Raw genomic sequence first — 22,508 nt, forward strand, 5'->3', positions numbered from 1 at the left:
GCTCCCCCAATGGAGCGCCTTTTTGCGCTAGTGAGATTAGTATGAATGTGAAGCATCATCTCCGAACATATCCTTTTGATTCTTTTTTCGAAAACTTCGTGGTGATTCACCGACAGTTTTTGTAAATAAAATCGTAAAGTAATTGGGGTTATCGTACCCGACCAGTTTGGCTATTTCCCATATTTTTTTGTTGGTTGAGACTAATAATCGGGTGGCTTCACCCATTCTTCGTTGAATCAGGTAGTGATAAGGCGAGGTGCCATAGTGATTTTTGTACATATGAATTAAGTAATAAAAATCAATATGAAATTGATCTGCCAATTCCTTAAGTTTAATGTTCTGCCGATAGTGGGTATCCAGATAGTCCTTAATGCTCTCAGCAAGGGTATTGCTCCCAACGCTCTCCCCATTAGGAAGTTGTTGACGGGACTGTCGATCGATGATCAGAAGTATTGCTTTCAGCACATGCCCAGAGATGGACTCGTATCCATGTTCTCGGATTGAAAATTCATTGAAGAGAGTCTGCATCAACGAATGGAGTTCATCGGAATATCGGTTGGCTCGAATGATCGGTTTGTTATAGGGAGGGATGACCCAATCCTCAAGAGAGTGGGTACCTTCTGTAAAACGAAAGCCACAATAGAAGGTGGATAACGGGAATTCAGGGTTGGACTTCTCCTCGTGAAGAGTACCTTTGTTATAAATGAGCAAATCCCCTTTTTCAGCCCAGTGTTTGGTACCGTCAATGGTGAACAATCCTTTGCCTTCTGTTACGTAAATAATCTCATGCAGATCGTCATGTTTATGCGTCGGAAAACTCCAATGGGGATTGTCTGCCAGCTTTCCTACATAAATAATGGTGCAATCTCGATTTGGATACCGTTGGCCGGATTCGTGGTGTGTATTCATCTATGTCTTCCCTTCAGAATTGTAATGATAGTCTGTGCTGAAATGACAACATACATAATGTTTTGCAATAAAACCACAACAACCTTGATTGTCGTCATGGCGTATCTGACAGTACAATTTCACTATCCAAAATGTAACTATATATCGAAAGTGAAGGGATGGGAAAGCAGAAAATACATGATTACTGATCGTAAAAAGAATTGAAGCGCTTGCAACAATAGAAAGGATTAGTGAGTATTGATTTATGACTAGAAATAGAGAGAACCTACTTATTTTAACGCTTACGCTTGTTAGCTTTGTGCTGGGAACAACCGAGTATGTCATCGTGGGTGTGTTGAAGGAAATTGAAAGTTACATGAAAGTATCGCTTGCTGCCGCAGGCATGCTCGTCTCCGGTTTTGCTATTGCATACGCAGTGGGTACCCCATTTGCCGTAGCCTTCTTGGCCAAAATATCCAGAAGAAGCTCCATATTGATTGGATTCGCGATCGTATTGGCATTAAATCTATTGACCGTGTTCTCAACAACGTTCTCTTCTCTGATGGCCATTCGCATCGTGTCGGCCGTTGCTTGTGGACTTACGATATCGCTTTCGATCTCGATCGTAAGCGACGCAGTGAACCGGGAGCGAAGAGGGGAAGCTATCGCCTGGATTCTGGGTGGATTTTCAATCGCGAATGTACTGGGTGTTCCGCTCGGTACATTTATCGGACAACATCTGAGCTGGTCCATGACTTTTGTCGTTACAGCATGCATAGGTTTTGTGCCTTTGGTATTCATGTTCCGTATTCTGCCACGCCGAACAACAACGATTGCCGGTTCGTTCAGTGATCAGATGTCTCTCTTTTTGAAGCCGCAGATATTGCTCGCCTGTCTGATCCCGGTACTGGGAAACAGTTGTATTTTCGTCGTTTTTACGTACATTACGCCACTCCTCAGTGAGACAATGGGTGTGCCTGTACAGTGGATTAGTGCCATACTCCTGATCTATGGTGCCTGCAGCATCCTGAGTAACTGGATTGGTGCCAAAATAGCCAAGGGTGACTTCCTGCCCAAGCTCAAGCGGCTTTTCGTAATCCAAGCGATCCTCTTCCTGGGCATGAGTTTTGCCGTTTCCAATCTGTGGATCGGCTTGGCATTCCTATTCCTGATTGGATGTGTGTCATCCTCCATGAGTGCCGCTTCCCAGTTATATTTGTTTGATGTGTCTGGAGCGATCGCGCCTGGATCCAAAGCATTCGCATCTACACTGTTGCCTGTGGCGGCCAATGTGGGAATAGCGCTAGGTTCTGGTGTCGGGGGGATTGCCGTCAATATAGGTGGTGTACAGTGGGTACCTCCAGTTGCTGTAATGCTTGCCTTGCTGGCTTATGTCATTACCCGGATATGCCAACGTTCGATTCAATTGAATTCGGACGAAGTGACCACTGTGAACGCAGCCTAAATCAGATGTTTTTTAATAAAATGGATGAATCCATATAGATGGTAATAGAATTACAAGCAAAGTCGCTGTTCCAGCGGCTTTGTTTTTTTAGTTTCCAGCACTCCGGATGAAACGTCTTCGTAGATGATAAAGGTAGGAAAATGCAACAATTTAGTGAGTTTATATATAAGGAGATCTGATAAAATGAATCCATTAGGAGGGAAAGCCATGAAAAAGCCCATGATCGGTGTACTGCCTCTATATGATACTGACAAAAAAAGTTACTGGATGCTTCCGGATTATATGAACGCAATCGAGGGTGCGGGTGGGATTCCAATCATGCTACCTCTGACAACGGATGTCGAGATCCTTGCTACGTTGGCTCATGAGTTCGATGGGTTCCTGTTCACAGGGGGACATGACCTCAATCCTGATCTATATCATGAGCAGACAGAGGATGCCTGTGGGGAGTTATGTATTGAACGCGATCTGATGGAGTCGATATTATTACAAAAGGTAATTGAGCTTGATAAGCCTGCCTTTGGCATATGCCGTGGATTACAACTATTTAACGTTATTTTGGGTGGTACGTTGTATCAAGATATTCCTACTAGCCTTCAGCTTGATGTGAACGAGATCGTTAATCATAAGCAAAACCCGCCGTATACGAATCTTGTACATGATGTACATATTGAAAAAAATAATCTACTAGACGATATTTTGCAAGCAGACACGATAAAAGTGAATAGTTATCATCATCAAGGGATCAAGATGTTATCCGATAAGTTAACTGCCGTGGCAGTTGCCGAAGATGGACTTGTTGAGTCGGTGGTTATGCCGAACCAGACATTTGTTTTGGCGGTACAATGGCATCCGGAGTACAGTTACACTGTGGATCATTATAGTCAAAAGTTATTTGCGGCGTTTGTTCATGCTGCTCAATCCCCACGCTATAATATCCATATTGAAGACATAATTGCATAAGATTTGGAGCAGAAAAAAAGACCTCCTGTTTATACAAACAGAGGAGGTCTTTGTCGTGGTGAATGGATTCGTGATATCACCATGCTAGCGTAGTATTATTTTAACCCGGACTTGGTGTTGGCTTGATCTTTTGCATTAAGAGAAGCAATCAGTTTCTCGCCTTCAACATCCAGATTCGGCAGAATACGATCCAGCCATTTCGGAAGAGACCAAGCTTTGTCACCGAAAATAGCCATGATGGCTGGAACCAATCCCATCCGGATAATGAACGCATCAATCAGGATGCCTACCGCCAAGGTAAAGCCAATCTGCTTGATCATGACATCATCAGTGAAGATAAATCCTGCAAATACAGAGACCATGATCACTGCTGCGGCAACAACCACGCGACTTACCTGATTGTACCCATGAACAACGGATTCAGTTCCGCGATGACCATGAACATAGGATTCGCGCATGGAGCTGACCAGGAAGACCTGATAGTCCATCGCAAGGCCATACAAGATACCTGTCACGATGATTGGCATGAAGCTAAGCAGCGGACCGCCGGTATCGAAACCAAAGAGCGAATGCAGCCAGCCCCATTGGAACACAGCAGTAGTGATCCCGAATGTAGCGAGGATACTAAGCAGGAACCCGATGGTGGCTTTAATTGGAACGATGATCGAACGGAATACGAGTAACAGGATGATCAGCGAGAGCAGGATGATGATGCCTACATAAATAGGGAATACCTGCGCCAGTTTGGCTGACATATCAATGTTAACAGCTGTAAGTCCCGTAACTCCGAGTTTCACATCATAGGTCTGTGCAATGCTGGAATCAGCTGAGCGCAGATCAGTGACCAGTGTTTTCGTGAGATTATCGTTAGGACCTGTTTTTGGAATGAGACTAAAAATAGCCAAATCTTCTGTCATACCAAGCGGTGTGACTTGTGCAACGTTATTTTGACCTTGGAGTTCCATCACCAGACCGCCCAAGAGCTCCGGTGTAACTTTTGCAGAAGATTGATTAGGCTCTGCGACCAGAATAAGGGGTCCGTTAAATCCTTCTCCGAAGCCTTCAGAGATGGCGTCATAGCTTTGTCTTGCGGTTGTATCCAGATTCGCTGAGGAAGCGCCAGGGATGCCCATTTCCATTTTGGTGATCGGCGTTGCGGCGAACCCAAGAATGACGATGATGGCAATAATCGTAGCCCAACGATTCTTGATAACGAATTTCACCCATTTGTCTGCAAATCCACGATTAGCGGTTTTGGCATGTTGTGCGCCTTTCTCACGAGCTTTGGCGGAACAGATCCGTTCTCCTACCAATCCCAGCAAAGCTGGCAACAGGGTTAAAGCAACGAACACGTTGATGAGCACGGTAGCTGCTGCAACCAAAGCCATCGTGGACAAGAATGTAAGACCAATGACAAGCATACCGCACAGTGCAATAATGACGGTTAATCCGGCAAAAAATACTGCGCTGCCCGATGTACCAATGGCTCTTGCCGTCGCTTCTTTTGCGCTCAAGCCCTGATCAATAATCATTCGGCGCTGGCGATTAACAATGAAGAGAGCGTAATCGATTCCAACCGCCAATCCAACCATGAGAGCCAGGACGGAAGTGACACTAGGCATTTCGATGAATTTGGAGATGGAGAACGCACCACCAACCCCAATGGCAACTCCGAGGAGTGCAGTGATCAGAGGCAGACCTGCTGCAACAACAGAGCCAAGGGTGATCAGCAATACAATGACAGCAATGACCAATCCGACAATCTCTGCCGAGCCGACCCCAATCGATACCGTTTTGAGCGTTTCGCCCGGCAAGACCGTAATGTTGGTTCCTTGCTCTACCGTCATAACAGAATGAATAACGGAATCAAACACATCTTGGGTTATGGCAGATTGCTCGACTGTAAATTGAAATTGAAACAGTGCAATGCTTCCATCCGAAGAGATCAACATGCCTGGCACTGGAACACCATCCACCATCAAAGGTCCATAAGGTGGAGGAGAGGTTGTTGCAGATTGCGCCATATCGGTAGACTGTGCATTCTGAGCCATCTCAGCGGCTGCACCCGAATTGCCTGCTTCAGCTGCATAGTCCGCAGGATTAATGACTTTGTCTAATCCGTAAACTTCAGTAACACCTTTCATCATGGCAGCCATATTTTCAGGCGTATCCAAACGCTCGTTGTCCGGTGCCTTGAACACAACACTTCCTTGACCGCCGGAAGCGGCTGGCAGTTCTTTTGCCAATTGATCCAGAACCTTCTGTGACTCGGTGCCTTCAATCTTCATTTCAGAACTGATGTGAATACCATTGATGCTGATCATGGAAATGACAATTCCCAGAATTAATACCCAGCCAATGATGAAGGTTGCAGGTTTGCTAAAAGCGGTTTTCCCCACTCTGTATAATAATGTAGACATTTCTCTATTTTACACTCCCTCTAAGATGAATGTGGATGGCTGACATGTTCGAATCCTGCCCGCAAATGATCAAACATGTTCTCTAGAAATTGATCGAACGTTACAGTACCTGGCTTCGTATCTTCAGTAATAACTTGTCCAGGAAGTAAAACATTGAGCCTTCCGTCAAGCAAAGGAAAGATCGTTCCGTATACTGCGTTGATTAGAAGATAAGTATAGATCTCGTCATATTTCCCGTTAGATAAGTCTAATAAGGTATCTTGTGCCTGCGTCTGCATCCGGTGCATGGCTCCAAGATAATGTGGTTCTAACACGGGATAGGTTTGAGATAGTGATACTAGTTGATGAAGCCTTCCTAAGAGTTCTGTTGTAAGCTGCATCTTGATCAGGTTATACAGTACGTCAAGCAAAGAGGCATTGTCGGGCATTTCGGTAAGTAAATCTTCGAGTTCCGTTGTATTCTGGACAGATATTGCGCCTCTGGCTACAGCCTCTTCTTTACATGTGAAATAGTTTGCAAATGTTCTACGTGAACAACCCACCTGATGCACGATATCTTCGACCGTAAAACCATCGAGTCCGTGTTCAAGAGTCAGTTCAAATGCAGCACCAGCAAGTGCTTTTTCAGTCGCTTCTTTTTTCAAATGTCGCAAGTTTCGTTTGATCATCATTCTCCGCTTATGCGTTCACCTCCAGCACCAATGACGATGGTCATAGTAGTTTAATGAAGAACATGCTCGTAAGCATGCACTCTGTGAGGTTTATCATACCAATTAGTTGCCCAATGTGCAAATTTACTCATTGTGCAATTATTTTATGTGACGGTCAGTGCGAATCAATGCTTCAACTGCAAAGGAATGAATGTTAAAATCAATAGAAAAACTTGGGGCGATGACGGGACATGAGTAGTCGGAAACAAAGTTTATTGGAGACAGCACTGGCTCTATTTTTAGAACATAGCTATGCAAATACAACAATCCAGATGATTCTGGATCAATCGGGTGTATCCAAAGGAACATTCTACAAATTCTTCAGCTCGAAAGAAGACTGTTTATATTCGATTATTGATCAGCGTATGCAAGAGGATGTTTTCATTCGCAAAGAGCTTGAACAAAATCACTATACATCCGATTATGACCTGCTCGTGGATCAGATTGCCATCCCTATGTCTGTACCTAATAAAGAGCGAGTATGGGAATTATATTGGACTGGCTTTTATTCAGGAGAGATCAACTCAGCCAAACTGGCTACTGTTCAGTTAAAATGGTTGTCTACACGATTGATTCAGGTGTACGGAAAAGACATCAGCTTATATGCCAACGAAGGTGCCATATTGTGTTATGGCATATTGCATCAGATTGCCAACACAGCAAGAAGTCTAAATACGCAAAAACCGGTATGGAGCGAAGTGGTTCCAAAAGTTTTAACCTATATTGAAGTGATATTAAAAACAATGCACGAAAGAAATGAACATATTTTTGACTTTCAATCTCTCTATTTTCTGAATGCGGATGAGCGTAATCATGACGTTGGTATGGACGTCAACACTCTATTGGAAGAATTCGATGGGTTCAACAAACGTGTTCAAAAATCCAAGGAATCTGCACCATTGAAACAACTATCGAGAGGGCTCCTAGCGTTATTACAGAATCAAGAGGATTTAAATATTCCTGTGATAGAAGTGGTACTTCAAGCATTTCACAAAGAGTACAAATCTAGTGCTTTTCACTCGGAAGCGAATAGGCTGACTGAAACCTGTTGGTGGTATTTGGAACTTGTAAAACAACGTGATTAAATTGGAGGTTGGCCTAAAGCCGGCCTCTTTTTATTATCTTATAAATTATTAATTAATATACTATTCGTTTATTAATAATAGGTTGTTATAACGCTTGTTTATTGAAATTTTAATAGTGAGATTTGATATTAAATATACGAGTAGTATATAATCGGAATGCACATAAATTTCCATAGATTTGAAACATTTCACTTCGAAAGGAAGATTTTTATGAATCATTCGAATAACCAAACATCTGAAAAAGCAGAATTTAATTTGTTTAGCGAAGAAAATATTACTGATCCATTTGCCATGTTTGCACAGATGCGTTCCAAAGGCTCCGTTGTCCCTATTCCTAATCCTATGGGTGGAGCAGGGCAGACGTGGATTGTTACCCGTATGGATGTAGCCATGGAAGTGTTGAAAGATCACTCCCGATTCACGGTAAATATGAACTCTATGGATCGTGGCAATGATATTCGAAAGAATCTTTCAGACGATCTTGGTTCATCGGAACCCCAGACCTTTTTTACAGGAAAGTCGATGCTCTTTGTTGATGAACCGGATCACCGGAGGCTGCGTAGTCTGGTTTCTAAAGCGTTCACGCCAAGATATATGGAAAGCCTGCGTCCACGTGTCCAAGAGATTGCCGATAAATTGATTGACCAATTCGAAGGAAAAGGAGAGATGGATCTTGTAAAAGATTATGCCTATCCGTTCCCAATCAATGTCATTTCCGAGATGCTGGGTATACCTCAGGAAGACCGACCTCAGATCCATGTATGGTCCGAAGCCATTGCCAAAGGTCTTGGTTTTGGTAAACAGGACCGTGGAGTAGCGCAGCACTTGCGATCATTCGCAGAGTACACCTCACAGCTTGTGGCGAACAAACGAGAGGAACCCTCCGATGACCTTATCAGTCAATTAATTGCGATTGAGGAGGAGGGAGATCGACTGAATGAAGATGAATTAATATCCATGATCACATTATTAATATTTGCTGGACATGAGACAACTTCCAACCTGATTGCAACCGGCTCTTATCTTCTTCTGACACATCCCGAACAACTGGAACAACTTAAACAAGATCTTAATCTGGTTCCTTCTGCGGTGGAGGAGTTGCTACGTTATAACGGACCTGCCACTTCTTCAGGTCCTCGTTATGCAACGCAGGACACGGAACTGGATGGACAATCGATTCAAAAGGGAGATGTCGTGATTCCTCTTTTGAAATCAGCGAACAGAGACGAGCTGCAATTCAGTGATCCGGAAGAATTGGATATTGAACGCAAAATAAAACGGCATTTGGCCTTTGGGCACGGTATTCATATGTGTCTTGGTGCTCCGCTTGCTCGGGTGGAGGGGGACGTGGCGTTCACTACGCTTTTACGTCGGCTTCCCGATCTTCAGCTCAGTGTTCCTCAGGAAGAGATTCAATGGCACTCCGCTTTGTCATCACAGGGATTGGCATCGTTGCCCGTAAAATTCTAATCGTTTATATAAATGTGTCTCACTGGAGTATGACGAATTGTCGTCATACTCTTTATTTATAAGATGATAGAACGGTATGAACAAGAAGCATTTCATTGGAGTGAACATGCTTAATGCAAAACATAAAATTAAGTACATAAATTTTGTTGTGGAGGTACACATTATGAATAAAGATGAGTTTTTAATGCATAAGCGGCACATGATCAATTAGCGGAAATTGCTGGCAGCAACATTATGATCGCGTGTGAAGAAGCGTTTGAGAGAAGTCCTCATTCGGACAAAAAAATTAATTTTTAATTATTGCTTGATTTTTTTTTCAACGTCTGATAGTGTAAGACCTGTGATTTTGGGAAGTTTATTTATCAATATGAATTAGAGCTTTCCAGCAGATAATTTTGACCACTTCACCAGGAAGTTAAGGCCATACGGACAGCCGGGTCAAACGCCGATTGGCAACTTACGTTGCTTTATTGATTGAGTTCAAAGCTCAAATTTTATAAGTTGGTTACTTTACAACCAGTGCAATTGCACATCAACTTGTGAAACGGTCAATAAGAGTGGTAAAGGCGAATTATTTGCTATATAGACTCTGATCCAATATTGATATACATGAAGGAGCTTTCCGCCAAAGGAGTTCTTGTGAACTTTTTTGGTCATGGAGACTTCACGTCTTTTTTATGATGTATATCGATAAGCAAGTGTGATGATGCGCGATTGCGGGCATTTTTCACCTTGCTTTTTTTGTTGTCTTGTTGTCATCGTATTAAACCAATTAAAAAAAATACATATTGGGATAGGAGAATGTAAAATGGGAAAAGCACTAATCATCGGCGCCGGCGGCGTTGCTTCCGTGGCAGTACACAAATGCGTTCAAAACAGCGAAGTTTTTGAGGAAATCTGCATCGCGAGTCGTACAAAATCCAAATGTGATGAACTCAAAGCCAAGCTGGACGGCGGAAAAACAAAAATTACAACAGCACAAGTTGATGCTGACAATGTTGACGAACTGATCGCTTTGATCAACGAAGTTAAACCGGATATCGTTATGAACCTTGCTTTGCCGTATCAAGATCTGACTATTATGGATGCTTGTCTTGCAACTAAAACAAATTACATGGACACAGCTAACTATGAGCCACATGATACAGCGAAGTTTGAATACAGCTGGCAATGGGATTACAAAGAGCGTTTTGAACAAGCAGGCATCACTGCATTGCTCGGTAGTGGATTTGACCCAGGCGTAACTGGCGTATTCTCCGCTTATGCCCTGAAGCACTACTTTGACGAAATTGAGTACATCGATATTCTCGACTGCAATGGCGGCGACCACGGCTATCCGTTCGCAACCAACTTCAACCCTGAGATCAACATTCGTGAAGTTTCTGCGAACGGAAGATACTGGGAAAATGGTGAATGGATCGAAACGAAACCGATGGAAATCAAACGTGTCTACGACTTCAAAGAAGTTGGCGAGAAAGACATGTACCTGTTGTACCATGAGGAACTGGAATCTTTGGCGAAAAACATGCCAGGTCTGAAACGTATCCGTTTCTTCATGACATTTGGTCAAAGCTACCTGACTCACTTGAAAGCACTTGAAAATGTAGGCATGACTTCAATCGAGCCTATTGAATATGAAGGTAAACAAATTATTCCACTGCAATTCCTGAAAGCAGTACTGCCTGATCCTGCATCTCTTGGACCACGTACTGTAGGTAAAACAAACATCGGTTGTATTTTCAAAGGTAAAAAAGATGGCCAAGACAAAACATATTATGTATACAATATCTGTGATCACCAAGAGTGCTACAAAGAAGTGGGTTCCCAAGCGATCTCTTACACAACAGGCGTTCCAGCTATGATTGGTGCGGCAATGCTCATGACAGGCAAATGGAACAAACCAGGCGTATTTAATGTAGAAGAGTTCAATCCAGATCCATTCATGGAAGAGTTGAACAAATGGGGCCTCCCATGGGTAGAAGACTTCAACCCGGTACTCGTTGATGAGCTGCCAGAAGAAGTTAAAGAATCGGAGCTTGTTCGTTAAAATGCGGTTCGAGCAATTACCGACACCATGTTTTGTTGTTGACGAGGCGCTTATCGAGAGAAACCTGAAAATCCTGAACGGTGTTATGCAGCGTACAGGTGCCAAAATCGTACTTGCTCAAAAAGCATTCTCCATGACTGCGATGTATCCGTTGATTGGAGAATACCTGAGCGGTGCAACGGCGAGCGGTTTGTATGAAGCGCGTCTGGGCCATGAGGAAATGGGCAAAGAGAATCATGTCTTTGCTCCAGCATACCGCGCAGAAGAGATCGACGAGATTCTCTCCATCTGCGACCACATTATTTTCAACTCATTTTCACAGCTTGCAAAATTCAAGGATAAGGCGCTTCAAGCTGGCCGTAAGATCGGCTTGCGCGTCAATCCAGAATGCTCTACCCAAGAAGGACACGAGATCTATGATCCGTGTTCTCCAGGTTCTCGTTTTGGCGCGAAACTTGAGGATTTCGATGCAAACATGTTGGAAGGTGTCTCCGGATTACACTTCCACACGCTGTGTCAGCAAAATTCCGACGATCTGGAGACTACATTGAATGCAGTTGTCGAGAAGTTTGGACAATGGCTGCCGCAAATGGAATGGATCAACTTCGGTGGTGGACACCATATCACACGTGAAGATTATGATATTCCAAGACTGGAAGCATGCATCAAGCGTATGCAGAACGACTATGGCCTGGAAGTATATCTGGAGCCTGGAGAAGCTGTTGCGCTGAACGCGGGTTATCTGGTGACCTCTGTGCTGGACTTCCATAAAAACGGTATGGACATCGCTATTTTAGATACTTCAGCTACGTGCCACATGCCGGATGTGCTGGAAATGCCATATCGTCCGCCGCTGATCGGTTCGGGAGAAGTAGGCGAGAAAGCCCATCTGTATCGTCTTGGTGGACAAACATGTCTGTCTGGTGACGTAATTGGGGATTATTCATTCGATCAGCCTCTACAAGAAGGCGACCGTCTGGTATTCGAGGACATGGCGATTTACTCCATGGTGAAAACCAATACATTCAACGGCATGCCGCTTCCAGCGATTGCTGTCAAAAGAAAAGACGGCGATTGCGAAGTTGTTCGCGAATTCGGATATCAGGATTTCAAAATGAGGCTGGCATAATACTTCATTATATAGTAAGCATTTAATAAAGAATTGAATATATAGAATTGATTATAAATACAAAGAAGGGAACCTGGAGACAGGTTCCCTTTTTAACGTTCAATGATGTGTAGCCGATAAGTTAGATAATGTTTACCGATATTCAGGCAACTCGATTTCGATTACGTTTTAATTTTGCGGTTTCGATGCTGCCCTTGCAGCGTAAGGGAAGAGGGGTTCGCGCAGTTCAAAATCATACGTTAATCCATCTACAATGCCGACTACGCTCTCACTGTCATACAACTCAAGTAAAAATCCAGCCATTTGTTCCGCCGTATGGAACTTGGGAACTCTGCCCTCATATTCAAACTCATCTACATTAAAGGAATGCTTCGCAAACTCCGTCTCGGTTGCAGCCGGAGCGAGAACTTTGGCTTGCATTGCTGCGTTCTTGCCTTTCAACTCTTGCGCAAGTCCTTCCGTAAAGGCACTTACATAGAACTTGGTTGCACAGTAGGTTACTGCATCGGCTAAATCGTATATCCTCCACCAGAGGAGATATTAATGATCTGTGTGCCATCGACATCTGCATAATCACGTACATACAGGGAAGAAAGAATCGTAAGAGCTTCTATATTAAGATGAAGCATCTGTTCAATCTTGGGTAGGTGTTGTTCGCCAACGGAAGCGAAATTCCCGAATCCTGCGTTGTTAATCCACGTCTCAATGGCATAAGGCTGAAGACTTTCATAGAATTCATGCACATTAGCGGCAATGGACAGATCCACTGTACGAATGACAACATCCAGATCAGGATTGATTTCAGCTACTTTTGCTTTTAATTTGTCCAATTCATCGGTTCTGCGTGCTGCAGGATCATATTTTTGCCACGGGCTGCAAAAGCTAAAGCTGCTTCATATCCAATACCTGAACTGGCACCGGTAATCACTGTGTATTTCATGGAAATTCCTCCTGGATCTGATTTCATTATTTATTGTGATGTGACCACGAGTTGATTATACTGATTAGAGCTTACTCTAAGTCAAGCGGGAAAATGGAGGGGAGGTTAACCATGCATACCATTGGTGAAGTGGCAGAAATGCTCCATATCAGTGCACATACGTTACGTTATTATGAGAAGGAACAGATTGTAACTCCTCTCCGAGATGCGAGTGGAGACAGGCGATACAACGAGTCGCATCTGAAATGGCTGCAATTTGTAATTAAATTAAAAGAGACTCAGATGCCTATTGCTACCATTAAGAAGTATGCGTCCTTGTTTCAGGAAGGGGAACATACGGCGGCGGATCGTTTGAAGCTGCTGGAGGAGCATAAAGGGTCGATTCAAAAACAGATGCACATACTTAACACAGCAGATGAAATGCTTGAGCATAAAATTTCGTCGTATCGAACGCTCATCGGACAATGATATAACACACACCAATGACGATCTATTGCCAAAACAGTGATTTTTATTATAGACTGTTTTTTATCGGTTGTTCATCAAGGGGGAAATGCAATGCATCAAATCAGGAAACAAAAATCAAACAAGCTGAAGATCCTCTCCAAAGTATTATTAATTATCATTGGGGGATTTATAACGGCATATGGCCTGGAAGCCATATTGATCCCGAATAATGTCTCAGACGGTGGTGTAACGGGTCTGAGTATCGTCGGTTCACAGCTGTTCGGCTTACCATTAGGAATGCTTATCGGGATTATTAACATTCCATTTGTATGGCTAGGGTATAAGCAAATCGGTAAAAGTTTCGCGTTATATTCGATTATCGGTATTGCTTCACTGGCAATCAGCACCAGTCTGATGCACCATGTACCAACTATCATTGAAGGCGATACCTTGCTCGTTACGGTTGTCGGCGGTATTATCATCGGTTTTGGTATGGGACTTGCATTGCGTAACGGCGGGGCATTGGATGGTATAGATATGTTAGCAGTACTCCTTTCGCGAAAAGTACCTTTTGGAACAAGTGATCTCATCCTGTTCCTTAACATGTTTGTATTTATTGTCGTTTCTACCGTGTTCGGTCTGCAAGGTGCGATCTTGTCAGGACTTGCGTATTTCATTGCTTCCAAAGTAATACATATTGTTGAAGAGGGCTTGAGCGGCTCCAAAACGTTTAAAATTATTACGAATCAACCTGAGATCATGGTTGAAACCATTCGTGACCGTTTAGGTCGTGGAGCAACGTATACCGATGCATATGGTGGCTACTCTAATGAGCAATTCAAGGAAATCACTTGTGTCATTAACCGGATGGAAGAGAGTAAAATTAAAGATATCATTCATGAAATTGACCCGACTGCTTTTGTAGTTGTATATGATGTAGCTGAAGTAAGAGGCGGCAATTTCAAAAAGAAAGATATTCACTGAGTAACTCATTACTCACTACAAAAAAACGCGCTAGAGAGAGTTACTCTCTAGCGCGTTTTTTATACAGGTTATGTTTGTGTGAGAAGGGAAACCTAATGGCGATTCCAGAGTGCATCAATAAACAAGGCCCAGCATAGACAACACCGATGTCTGATCAGCTTTGGTGATCCGTTCATCATCACTTTTGGGAATATCGATGATTGTTGGATGAGTAATAATAAAGTCGTCTATATGAAATATCACTTAGCTTTTTACCTTGTGGATCATGGAAAAAGGCTGATTTTGATCGAAGTGCATAAGCCAAGCTTACTTATGGAAAACTTCTGTAGTGCAGATATATTGCATGATTCCATTTTGGGAGGTGACTATTATGAGCAAACCGGATAATCGCAAGGATAACGTGGATCATTTGCAGAATGCAGTGGTGAGCACAATCGAGAACTACCGGGAAGCAGAAGATTATCTTGAGGAATTTGGAGATGAAATCCCGGAACGCGAAAAGACTCAAATCGAGAAAAAAAATGAACGACGCAAACATAGTATTTCCGGCTTTCGTGAAGAAATTAAAGATGAAGCAAAACATCAACAATAAACTCGAAAGTTATTTTTGATTTCAAGGAGGTTAATGGATGCCACAACAGGACCCACAAGAGCTTTTGAAACAAAAACACGAGTTAGATGAGCACAAAAAGCAATTCACCCAGTTCTCCCGAAATGTTTCCGGACATGGAGAGGTAGAAGCAGGGCAGGAATTTAGTAATGATCGGTTAGATGATGATCAGAACCGTATGAAGTCCGTTGAGAACAAACGAGCTTGAGGATTGAATAATTGCAAAGTAAGCTGATCCTTTCATGGATCGGCTTATTTTGCGCAAAGCATTTTGAAGCAGTTTAGGTGGTAGTCAATAGTTGTAAAAGGTCGTATATTATTAGTATGTGGATTGTGGGAGGAACATGGACCACAGCGCAAAATGATAAACGATTTTACATAGAAGGACGGGAAAATATGGATTTCAAACCACTTGCTTCATTTATTGACCGCATTACATCTTGGCGCATTCCATGGGCAGAGGTGCTGGTGATGCATCGAAATGATACCGTTTTCCATTATCGTAATGGATACGCCAATCTGGAAGAGAAAACACCGATTGGAGATGGAGCGATCTTCAATCTATACTCCATGACCAAAATTATGACTTGCGTGGCAGGGCTGCAACTGGTGGAGAGAGGGGAGATGCTGTTAAGCGATCCGTTGTCCGATTATCTGCCAGAATATGCTGATATGACGGTAAAGAAAACAATGGCGAACGGGGAGATCCGACTGGAAAAGTCGACAAGAGCCATTACAGTGCGCGATTTGTTCACCATGACTGCCGGGTTCTCCTATGACGTCGGTTGTCCAAGCATTCAGGAAGCTGTAAAAAGCACCGACGGAACATTGTCGACCCGTGATTTCGCGAAAGCGCTTGCCAAGGAACCGCTTCTTTTTGAGCCAGGTACGCATTGGAACTACAGTATGTGCCACGATGTGCTGGGGGCCTTGGTGGAAGTTGTAAGTGGTAAACGCTTTGGTACATATCTTCGTGACGAAATTACCGGACCACTTGGCATGAACGATACAGCGTTCCATCTGAACGAGGAACAGCAGACACGCTTGATTCCGCAGTATGCTTATAATGATGAGCTTGAGAAGGCTGTACGTATGGACGGCAACGGATTTCAAGTAGGCACAGAGCTGGAAAGCGGCGGTGCAGGCTTGCTGTCAACCGTTAGTGACTATGCGCTTTTCTTGAACGCACTTACTGGGCGTGGTACCAGTCCCGAAGGCGTGCGCATTCTGTCACAAGCTTCAGTGGAACTGATGCGGACGGATCATTTGAACGAGATGACTCGTGCGGATTATTCCTGGGATCATATGTATGGATACGGCTATGGACTGGGTGTTCGCACACATATCTCCAAAGCAGGAAGCGGCTCGCTGAGCCCCATTGGTGAATTTGGATGGAGTGGCGCTGCTGGTTGTATGGCTATTATTGATCCGGATTCAGAGCTTACAGTCATGTATGCACAGCATCTGCTGAACAGTCAGGAGCCGTACGTTCAACGACGTTTACGTAACGTGGTTTACTCCTGCCTGTAAATCATATCGTATTCAAAGTTACTTTAAGAGCCGCTAAATAGCGGCTTTTTTATGTTATATGAGTCGAAATCTATTCATTAGATTGTTATTTCTTTATTAGAAAGGGTATGTTATCATTCTTAGGAAAATAGTACTAGTAGGAGGATATGCTTATTGAACATGAACTTAAATTAATTACATAGTTTGATCAAGATTACACGCTAGCAAGTACCTGTTTGAATGTTGAGATTGTGCACGATTTAAAATTAAAAAAAACTGTTAGATTGTTATTTTTTTTACTCAAAGGAGAGCAAATCTCCGCCAAACAGCTCGAAAGTATGAGCCGGCTTTCATTTACGCTTCGTGATGCCAAGCAAACGGCTTACACCGTTTATATTTTTGCTTATGATGAACTGAAGAGCACGCTGACCGAAGAAAATGGTTGGACCAACAATAAAAAAGGCGACAAGAGTTATTCAGGCACGTATCGTGCAGCATTGCTGAAAAAAGGTGCAGCATACGGAACTGTTCAGGCAGCAAAACTGGATCTGAATACGATTATTTTGCCTCAAACCTGGAACTTCGTTGTGAAAAGCAAAGAGGCTAGTACACCAGATATGCTGATGATCACCGATTGGGGAACTTCTAATTTCAATGAGGTGAAAACGTATATTGTTCGTTCCGGGGAATTGCGCCGTGTAACATATGTCGATAATAAGGGTAAAAAAATCGACGATTCCTACTCTGCGATCAGAGATGGTGGAATTCGTACTCTTTCAGGTGCCCGAGTGCAGTTCAAAAATTACAACAACCTTCAATTCGTCTATGGAGTTGATACGTTTAAGCTGAATGTGAACAAATTGGAATTGCGGTTGGAAGATACACGTAACCTCCGTTCAGACGCTTGGCCGAACTCGGGTGTTGGCGATCGCGCTTACTTGAAAAGCCTGAAGGAAGCTGCTTTAAAGGGTGTATTGCCAGGTCGGACGGACATCAAGATTGGCATGACGCTTCAAGCTATGCAAAAAAAGTTGGGGAAACCCAATTCTCGTTCAAATGGGGAATGGGGAGCGTACTATTATTATTCTAAATTCGGCATCGGGTTTGATTCATACATGCACGAGCTTAGCAAGAAATCACGTATTGCGGTTATCCAGCTGTACAATGAAAAGCAGTATCTCTCACCATGGAATGTGAAACGATGGATGGGAAAACCCACCTCGGAATATTATAATGAAGTTGTGGGTGGTTATGAGATGGTATATGAGCTGGGTAAGCACACTATAGTTTTTCAATTATTTGGAAGAAGAAGACTTAATTGACTTTACAAATATATATTAAGGTATAACATCGCGAGAATTGAACGTATTCGTATACGAACTTACAAAAAAAGCCGCTAATTAGCGGCTTTTTTTGTTATCCATCGAAGTGGACGGGGAGTCTATTTTATTGGAGTGTTATTAGAGCTTTGCACAGAACGCACACGATTGACTAAGTAAATGCCAACCGACACGAACAGTAATGCGGCCAGATTTTTCAGTTCCAGAATCGTTTCGCCTAAGAATAAAGCCGATAACAATGCGCCAAACACAGGGATTAGGAAGTTGTATACAGACACTCTTCCGACCTTGTTGTACTTGAGAAGCATATTCCATAGACAAAATGCGACGGATGACAGCAAAGCCAGGTAGATTAAGTTACTGGTGGATTCCAGGGTGAAATGGGTGACCCGACCGCCGAGCAATAGACCTAACAGCGTAAGTACCAGTCCCCCAACGAACAGGCTGACCCCTGTTATAATCAGAACATCGATCGTAGCAGTGAGACGTTTGGCATAAAGGGCTGTAACGGAAAAAACAAGTGCAGCTATAATCACGAACCCTTCGCCTGTGAATGAAAAGGAAAAAGCAAGCAGATCCGTATGGAAGTTTACGATGATTACACCAACGAATCCAAGCAAGCAGCCAACGATTTTATTTCTGCTTAATTTGTCGTTCTTATAGATGAAATGGGCCAGAACAACACTGAAAAAGGTCGTTGTTGCGTTCATAATGGAGCCTTTGACACCCGTTGTATTGGCTACGCCGACGTAGAAAAACATATATTGCAAACCGGTTTGCAATATACCTAGCATGATGAGCCCTGTCCACTGAGGCCTGGTTACTTGGATCTTCTGTTTTCTAACAATACGATACAGGAGCAAGAGCAGCATGCCCGCCAACGTAAATCGGTATCCGGCAAATACATACTTGGAAGCAATGTCTTCCGGTAAAATGTTAAATGCGATATATCCAAGTTTAATGGAAGGGTATGCACTTCCCCATAACAAACAACAAAGGCTTGCTATGAGCATGACAAAAATGGGATCACTGAATTTACTCGGTTTCTCAAGGGTATTTCTCTCTATCACTTTCGATCTTCTCCTCGCATTTCTTGCACATATATATGTACGAATCTAGGCCGTGTCTTATAACTCCGAAAGGAGCAGATTGTGCCGAATTTTCGATCCAGGCAAGGAACTTTTTCGCAGGCGTACCGGGGTACGTCAAGAGAAAGTGACGCAGCAGGGGGCGAAAAGGCGGTGAAAGATGCCCTTAAGTGAGATTTAAGACACGGTCTTATATCCTCACTGACCATATCACATATCGACACGCGTTGTATCAAAAAAATGAATGAACCGTTCTCCGGAAGGTAAGTTTAGATGAAGAAACGGTTCTTGAGATGTCTTTGTTATAAGTTCCTTTCCAACAATATTCCTACTTGTTCTGCCATAATGTGAGGTTGTCGGGGTAACCCATTCGTGAAATAGGATTCTTTTGATCCTTGCAGACGAAGTACAATTATCTTATATTATACACGAATGTGCGATATCGCACGTATGTGTATAATATAATGGAGGTAAATAAAATGACAAAGCATGAGGAAGTTCAACATGGCGTTATATTCCCGGTAGGAGAAAAAAACGAAGCATTTGCGCAATATTTCATAGGGCAAAGTTATCTCCAATCTTTGGTTGCTGATCCCAAAGTGAATGTGGGTGTTGGTAATGTTACATTTGAACCTGGATGCAGAAATAACTGGCACATCCATCGTGGTGGATTCCAACTGTTGTTAGTTACAGGTGGGGAAGGATGGTATCAGGAAGAAGGCAAACCTGCTCAATTCCTAAAAGCCGGCGATGTTATTGTGACTCATGATGGTGTAAAACATTGGCATGGAGCTGCTAAAGATAGTTGGTTTGAACACATTGCGATCACTGCCGGTACACCAGAGTGGTTAGAACCTGTGACAGATGAAGTGTACGGAAATGCTAAAAAATAAACGGTGAATAATGTAATTGAAATAAGAAAATGACGAGGGCGTTATCTGACGATCTCGTCATTTTCTATGTTTGACAGCATGAAATTTTGAGACGTCTAATAGGCATTAACGCTTAGATATACCTGTATTTCAGTGCATTTGGCAATAGACTTGGAGAAATTTCCAGAATGAAAACGCTTGTCAAACTGAAAAGAATATGATAATTTAATGTCTGTAACCGGTTACACATGAAGGAGAGCATCTGATGACAACAATAAAAGACGTAGCTCAACGGGCTGGCGTATCCGTAGCCACCGTATCAAGGGTCATTAATGATAGAGGTTATGTTCATGCGGACACACGCAAGAAAGTGGAAGATGCTGTGAAGGCGCTTAACTTTTCACCGAATGAAGTGGCCCGCTCATTATATAAGCGCAAGTCCAAACTGATTGGCCTATTGCTCCCGGATATCGCCAACCCTTACTTTCCGCAGTTAGCCCGCGGCGTAGAGGATCGAATGCAGGAGCAGGATTACAGATTAATATTCGGAAATAGTGATGAGGATGAACGGAAGGAGCAGGATTACATCCAGACGTTTATCCAGAATAACGTGGTCGGTGTAATCTCTTCAACGAACTACCCTCATTCTTCAATATATGAAAACCTGAAGATTCCCGTGGTATTTCTGGACAGAACTTCACTGGATCGTCCATCCGTGTACGCGGATGGCAGGGAAGGTGGAAGACTAGCTGCAAGGGAGATCATCAACCGCGGTAGTCGCCGGATTACAGTTATGCAAGGACCGTCACAGATCAGACCAGCTCAGGATCGATTTGAAGGGGCGATTGAAATCATCCGTGAAGCCGGGCTAGACTACCGGGTAATCCAGACGACCTCATTTTCAATTAACGAGGCAAGTATATGGGCTGAAGAATTATTCAGGAAGTATGCGGACACAGACGGGGTCATTGCCAGCAATGACATCGCAGCCATGGCAGTACTGCACGAGGCATCACGAATCGGAAGGAAAGTTCCCGATGACGTCCAAGTGATTGGCTTCGATGATATTCCGATGAGCAGCCTGTTATCGCCGGCATTGTCCACCATCCATCAGCCAGCATACGAGATGGGAAGAGAAGCGGCGGGATTACTTATCCAGCTTGTGGAACAAGCTGCAATAGAGAACAAAAACATACAGTTGCCCGTAAGTTTCATCGAACGGGGCACTACGAGAAAGGTGAGATCAGATGGCTAAAATATGTGTAATAGGAAGCAGTTCAATGGATTTGGTTGTTACTTCGTCAAGACGGCCGGGGGCGGGTGAAACCGTTCTTGGCGACAGCTTCAAAACGGTCCCTGGCGGTAAGGGAGCCAATCAGGCTGTTGCTGCTGCACGACTGGGTGGCGAGGTTGCGATGATCGGCCGGGTAGGCGACGATGCCTATGGCAAAGATATTTTAGAGAACTTTAGAGCAAACGCTGTAAATACGCAAAATGTGAAACCGGTTACACATTTAGAAAGTGGAACGGCTCATATCATTCTGGCAGAAGGTGATAATAGTATCATAGTGGTTGAAGCGGCGAATCGTGAAGTCACTCCTGCATATGTCGATGAGACGGCTGAGGTAATTCGAAATGCAGATATCGTGCTGATTCAGCAGGAAATTCCGGAGGAAACGGTTGTTCATGTGAGCGCATTGTGTGCAGAATTCGGAACACCGCTGCTGCTGAATCCCGCTCCGGCGAGAACATTGCCGCAAGAAGTGATCGACAACGCCGCATATATCACGCCGAACGAGCATGAAGCCGAGATTTTGTTTCAGGCCATGAGTCCGGCACAGGCATTGCGTCAATATCCGAACAAGTTATTCATTACGGAGGGCAGTAAAGGTGTACGTTACTATGATGGTACAGAAGAAATTTTAGTCCCAACTTATAAAGTGGAGGCTGTCGATACTACTGGGGCAGGGGATACGTTCAACGCCGCATTTGCAGTCGCTTTAGCTGAAGGCAAACCGTTGCAAGAGAGTATACGCTTCGCCAATCGGGCTGCATCTTTGTCGGTGACCAAGTTCGGAGCACAGGGCGGCATGCCAACGCGTAATGAAGTAGAGGTGAGCTTGTAATGAAAAAAAATGGCATACTGAATAGTCACATTTCCAAGATTTTGTCTGATCTGGGTCACACGGACATGATTGCGATTGCGGATGCGGGTCTACCCGTACCAGACGGCGTGCTCAAAATCGATCTGGCCCTCAAACTGGGCACACCAAGTTTCCGCGAAGTGGTGGAATTGATTGCTGAGGATATGGTCATTGAGAGAGTCATTGTGGCAGAAGAAATTCATGAAAGTAATCCCGTAGCCATGCAATTCATTGCGGAGAGATTCGGTGGAGAAGCAATCGATGATTCCATCAACCACGAACAATTTAAAGTATTAACCCGGCAGGTGAAGGCGGTTATTCGCACTGGTGAAGCCACACCCTATGCCAATTGCATTTTACAATCGGGAGTCCATTTCGGTTAAAAGGAGGTTGCATG

20 protein-coding genes and 1 pseudogene are annotated in these 22,508 nt (G+C 43.6%); 16 read left to right on the forward strand and 5 right to left on the reverse strand.

All coding sequences use genetic code 11. The annotated features are described in order from the left end of the window. Positions 1-36 precede the first annotated feature (36 nt). Entirely contained in the window at positions 37-909 is an 873-nt protein-coding gene (locus WFI24_RS09275; RefSeq protein ID WP_336760109.1) for a helix-turn-helix transcriptional regulator, read from the reverse strand. A gap of 244 nt (positions 910-1,153) precedes the next feature. On the opposite strand from WFI24_RS09275, the gene WFI24_RS09280 reads away from it, so the two are divergent. Both WFI24_RS09280 and WFI24_RS09285 read left to right on the forward strand, forming a co-directional pair. After that, the gene (locus WFI24_RS09280; RefSeq protein WP_336760111.1) at positions 1,154-2,353 is read left to right on the forward strand and encodes an MFS transporter; all 1,200 of its coding nucleotides are present in this window, start codon (positions 1,154-1,156) and stop codon (positions 2,351-2,353) included. Positions 2,354-2,560: 207 nt separating this feature from the next. Then, the gene (locus tag WFI24_RS09285; RefSeq protein ID WP_336760112.1) at positions 2,561-3,316 is read left to right on the forward strand and encodes a gamma-glutamyl-gamma-aminobutyrate hydrolase family protein; all 756 of its coding nucleotides are present in this window, start codon (positions 2,561-2,563) and stop codon (positions 3,314-3,316) included. Between the two features lie 95 nt (positions 3,317-3,411). Here WFI24_RS09285 and WFI24_RS09290 read toward each other — a convergent pair whose 3' ends face one another. Both WFI24_RS09290 and WFI24_RS09295 read right to left on the reverse strand, forming a co-directional pair. Continuing rightward, positions 3,412-5,736 (reverse strand): MMPL family transporter, encoded by a 2,325-nt coding sequence (locus WFI24_RS09290; protein ID WP_336760113.1) that lies wholly within the window; start codon positions 5,734-5,736, stop codon positions 3,412-3,414. Between the two features lie 20 nt (positions 5,737-5,756). Next, the gene (locus WFI24_RS09295; RefSeq protein WP_336760115.1) at positions 5,757-6,407 is read right to left on the reverse strand and encodes a TetR/AcrR family transcriptional regulator; all 651 of its coding nucleotides are present in this window, start codon (positions 6,405-6,407) and stop codon (positions 5,757-5,759) included. A 230-nt stretch (positions 6,408-6,637) separates the two neighbouring features. Here WFI24_RS09295 and WFI24_RS09300 point away from each other — a divergent pair, with 230 nt between their 5' ends. The 4 genes from WFI24_RS09300 to nspC all read left to right on the forward strand — a co-directional run bounded on the left by WFI24_RS09300 (position 6,638) and on the right by nspC (position 12,177). Beyond that, complete coding sequence (locus WFI24_RS09300) at positions 6,638-7,531, forward strand: TetR/AcrR family transcriptional regulator (RefSeq protein ID WP_336760117.1); 894 nt, start codon at positions 6,638-6,640, stop codon at positions 7,529-7,531. A 210-nt stretch (positions 7,532-7,741) separates the two neighbouring features. Beyond that, a complete protein-coding gene (locus WFI24_RS09305) occupies positions 7,742-9,001 on the forward strand; it encodes a cytochrome P450 family protein (RefSeq protein ID WP_336760119.1) in 1,260 nt (419 codons plus the stop codon). A gap of 808 nt (positions 9,002-9,809) precedes the next feature. Next, positions 9,810-11,048: a saccharopine dehydrogenase family protein gene (locus tag WFI24_RS09310; RefSeq protein WP_336760121.1), complete on the forward strand. Its 1,239-nt coding sequence runs from the start codon at positions 9,810-9,812 to the stop codon at positions 11,046-11,048. Position 11,049: 1 nt separating this feature from the next. Next, complete coding sequence (nspC, locus tag WFI24_RS09315; protein ID WP_336760122.1) at positions 11,050-12,177, forward strand: carboxynorspermidine decarboxylase; 1,128 nt, start codon at positions 11,050-11,052, stop codon at positions 12,175-12,177. Between the two features lie 168 nt (positions 12,178-12,345). Here the strand turns inward: nspC and WFI24_RS09320 are convergent. Beyond that, a pseudogene (locus tag WFI24_RS09320) lies at positions 12,346-13,117 on the reverse strand (SDR family NAD(P)-dependent oxidoreductase). Between the two features lie 111 nt (positions 13,118-13,228). On the opposite strand from WFI24_RS09320, the gene WFI24_RS09325 reads away from it, so the two are divergent. The 6 genes from WFI24_RS09325 to WFI24_RS09350 all read left to right on the forward strand — a co-directional run bounded on the left by WFI24_RS09325 (position 13,229) and on the right by WFI24_RS09350 (position 17,989). After that, on the forward strand, positions 13,229-13,585 hold the full coding sequence (locus tag WFI24_RS09325; protein ID WP_336760124.1) for a MerR family transcriptional regulator: 357 nt from the start codon (positions 13,229-13,231) through the stop codon (positions 13,583-13,585). Positions 13,586-13,675: 90 nt separating this feature from the next. Further along, positions 13,676-14,548 (forward strand): YitT family protein, encoded by an 873-nt coding sequence (locus WFI24_RS09330; protein ID WP_076212058.1) that lies wholly within the window; start codon positions 13,676-13,678, stop codon positions 14,546-14,548. Positions 14,549-14,918: 370 nt separating this feature from the next. Next, complete coding sequence (gene tlp / locus WFI24_RS09335) at positions 14,919-15,140, forward strand: small acid-soluble spore protein Tlp (RefSeq protein ID WP_336760127.1); 222 nt, start codon at positions 14,919-14,921, stop codon at positions 15,138-15,140. A gap of 37 nt (positions 15,141-15,177) precedes the next feature. After that, positions 15,178-15,366 carry a hypothetical protein gene (locus WFI24_RS09340; RefSeq protein WP_145317342.1) on the forward strand — a complete coding sequence of 63 codons (189 nt, stop codon included), beginning with the start codon at positions 15,178-15,180 and terminating at the stop codon, positions 15,364-15,366. A gap of 188 nt (positions 15,367-15,554) precedes the next feature. Next, positions 15,555-16,688, forward strand: a complete 1,134-nt coding sequence (locus tag WFI24_RS09345; RefSeq protein WP_336760130.1) for a serine hydrolase domain-containing protein — start codon at positions 15,555-15,557, stop codon at positions 16,686-16,688. Positions 16,689-17,005: 317 nt separating this feature from the next. Then, positions 17,006-17,989: a DUF4309 domain-containing protein gene (locus WFI24_RS09350; protein WP_336760131.1), complete on the forward strand. Its 984-nt coding sequence runs from the start codon at positions 17,006-17,008 to the stop codon at positions 17,987-17,989. A gap of 119 nt (positions 17,990-18,108) precedes the next feature. On the opposite strand, the gene WFI24_RS09355 is transcribed toward WFI24_RS09350, so the two are convergent. Beyond that, positions 18,109-19,077, reverse strand: coding sequence for a DMT family transporter (locus tag WFI24_RS09355; protein ID WP_336760132.1), 969 nt, complete (start codon positions 19,075-19,077; stop codon positions 18,109-18,111). A 497-nt stretch (positions 19,078-19,574) separates the two neighbouring features. Here WFI24_RS09355 and WFI24_RS09360 point away from each other — a divergent pair, with 497 nt between their 5' ends. From WFI24_RS09360 to rbsD, 4 genes are all read left to right on the forward strand, one after another. Further along, positions 19,575-19,988, forward strand: a complete 414-nt coding sequence (locus WFI24_RS09360; RefSeq protein ID WP_336760134.1) for a cupin domain-containing protein — start codon at positions 19,575-19,577, stop codon at positions 19,986-19,988. Between the two features lie 244 nt (positions 19,989-20,232). Next, on the forward strand, positions 20,233-21,222 hold the full coding sequence (locus tag WFI24_RS09365; RefSeq protein WP_336760135.1) for a LacI family DNA-binding transcriptional regulator: 990 nt from the start codon (positions 20,233-20,235) through the stop codon (positions 21,220-21,222). Then, positions 21,215-22,093 (forward strand): ribokinase, encoded by an 879-nt coding sequence (rbsK, locus tag WFI24_RS09370; protein WP_336760137.1) that lies wholly within the window; start codon positions 21,215-21,217, stop codon positions 22,091-22,093. Before WFI24_RS09365 ends, rbsK begins: the two co-directional genes overlap by 8 nt. Further along, complete coding sequence (gene rbsD, locus WFI24_RS09375; RefSeq protein ID WP_336760139.1) at positions 22,093-22,494, forward strand: D-ribose pyranase; 402 nt, start codon at positions 22,093-22,095, stop codon at positions 22,492-22,494. Before rbsK ends, rbsD begins: the two co-directional genes overlap by 1 nt. The last annotated feature ends 14 nt before the right edge of the window (positions 22,495-22,508 follow it).

It is taken from the genome of Paenibacillus sp. USHLN196, from assembly GCF_037144955.1.
GTDB classification, from domain to species: Bacteria; Bacillota; Bacilli; order Paenibacillales; family Paenibacillaceae; genus Paenibacillus; species Paenibacillus xylanexedens_C.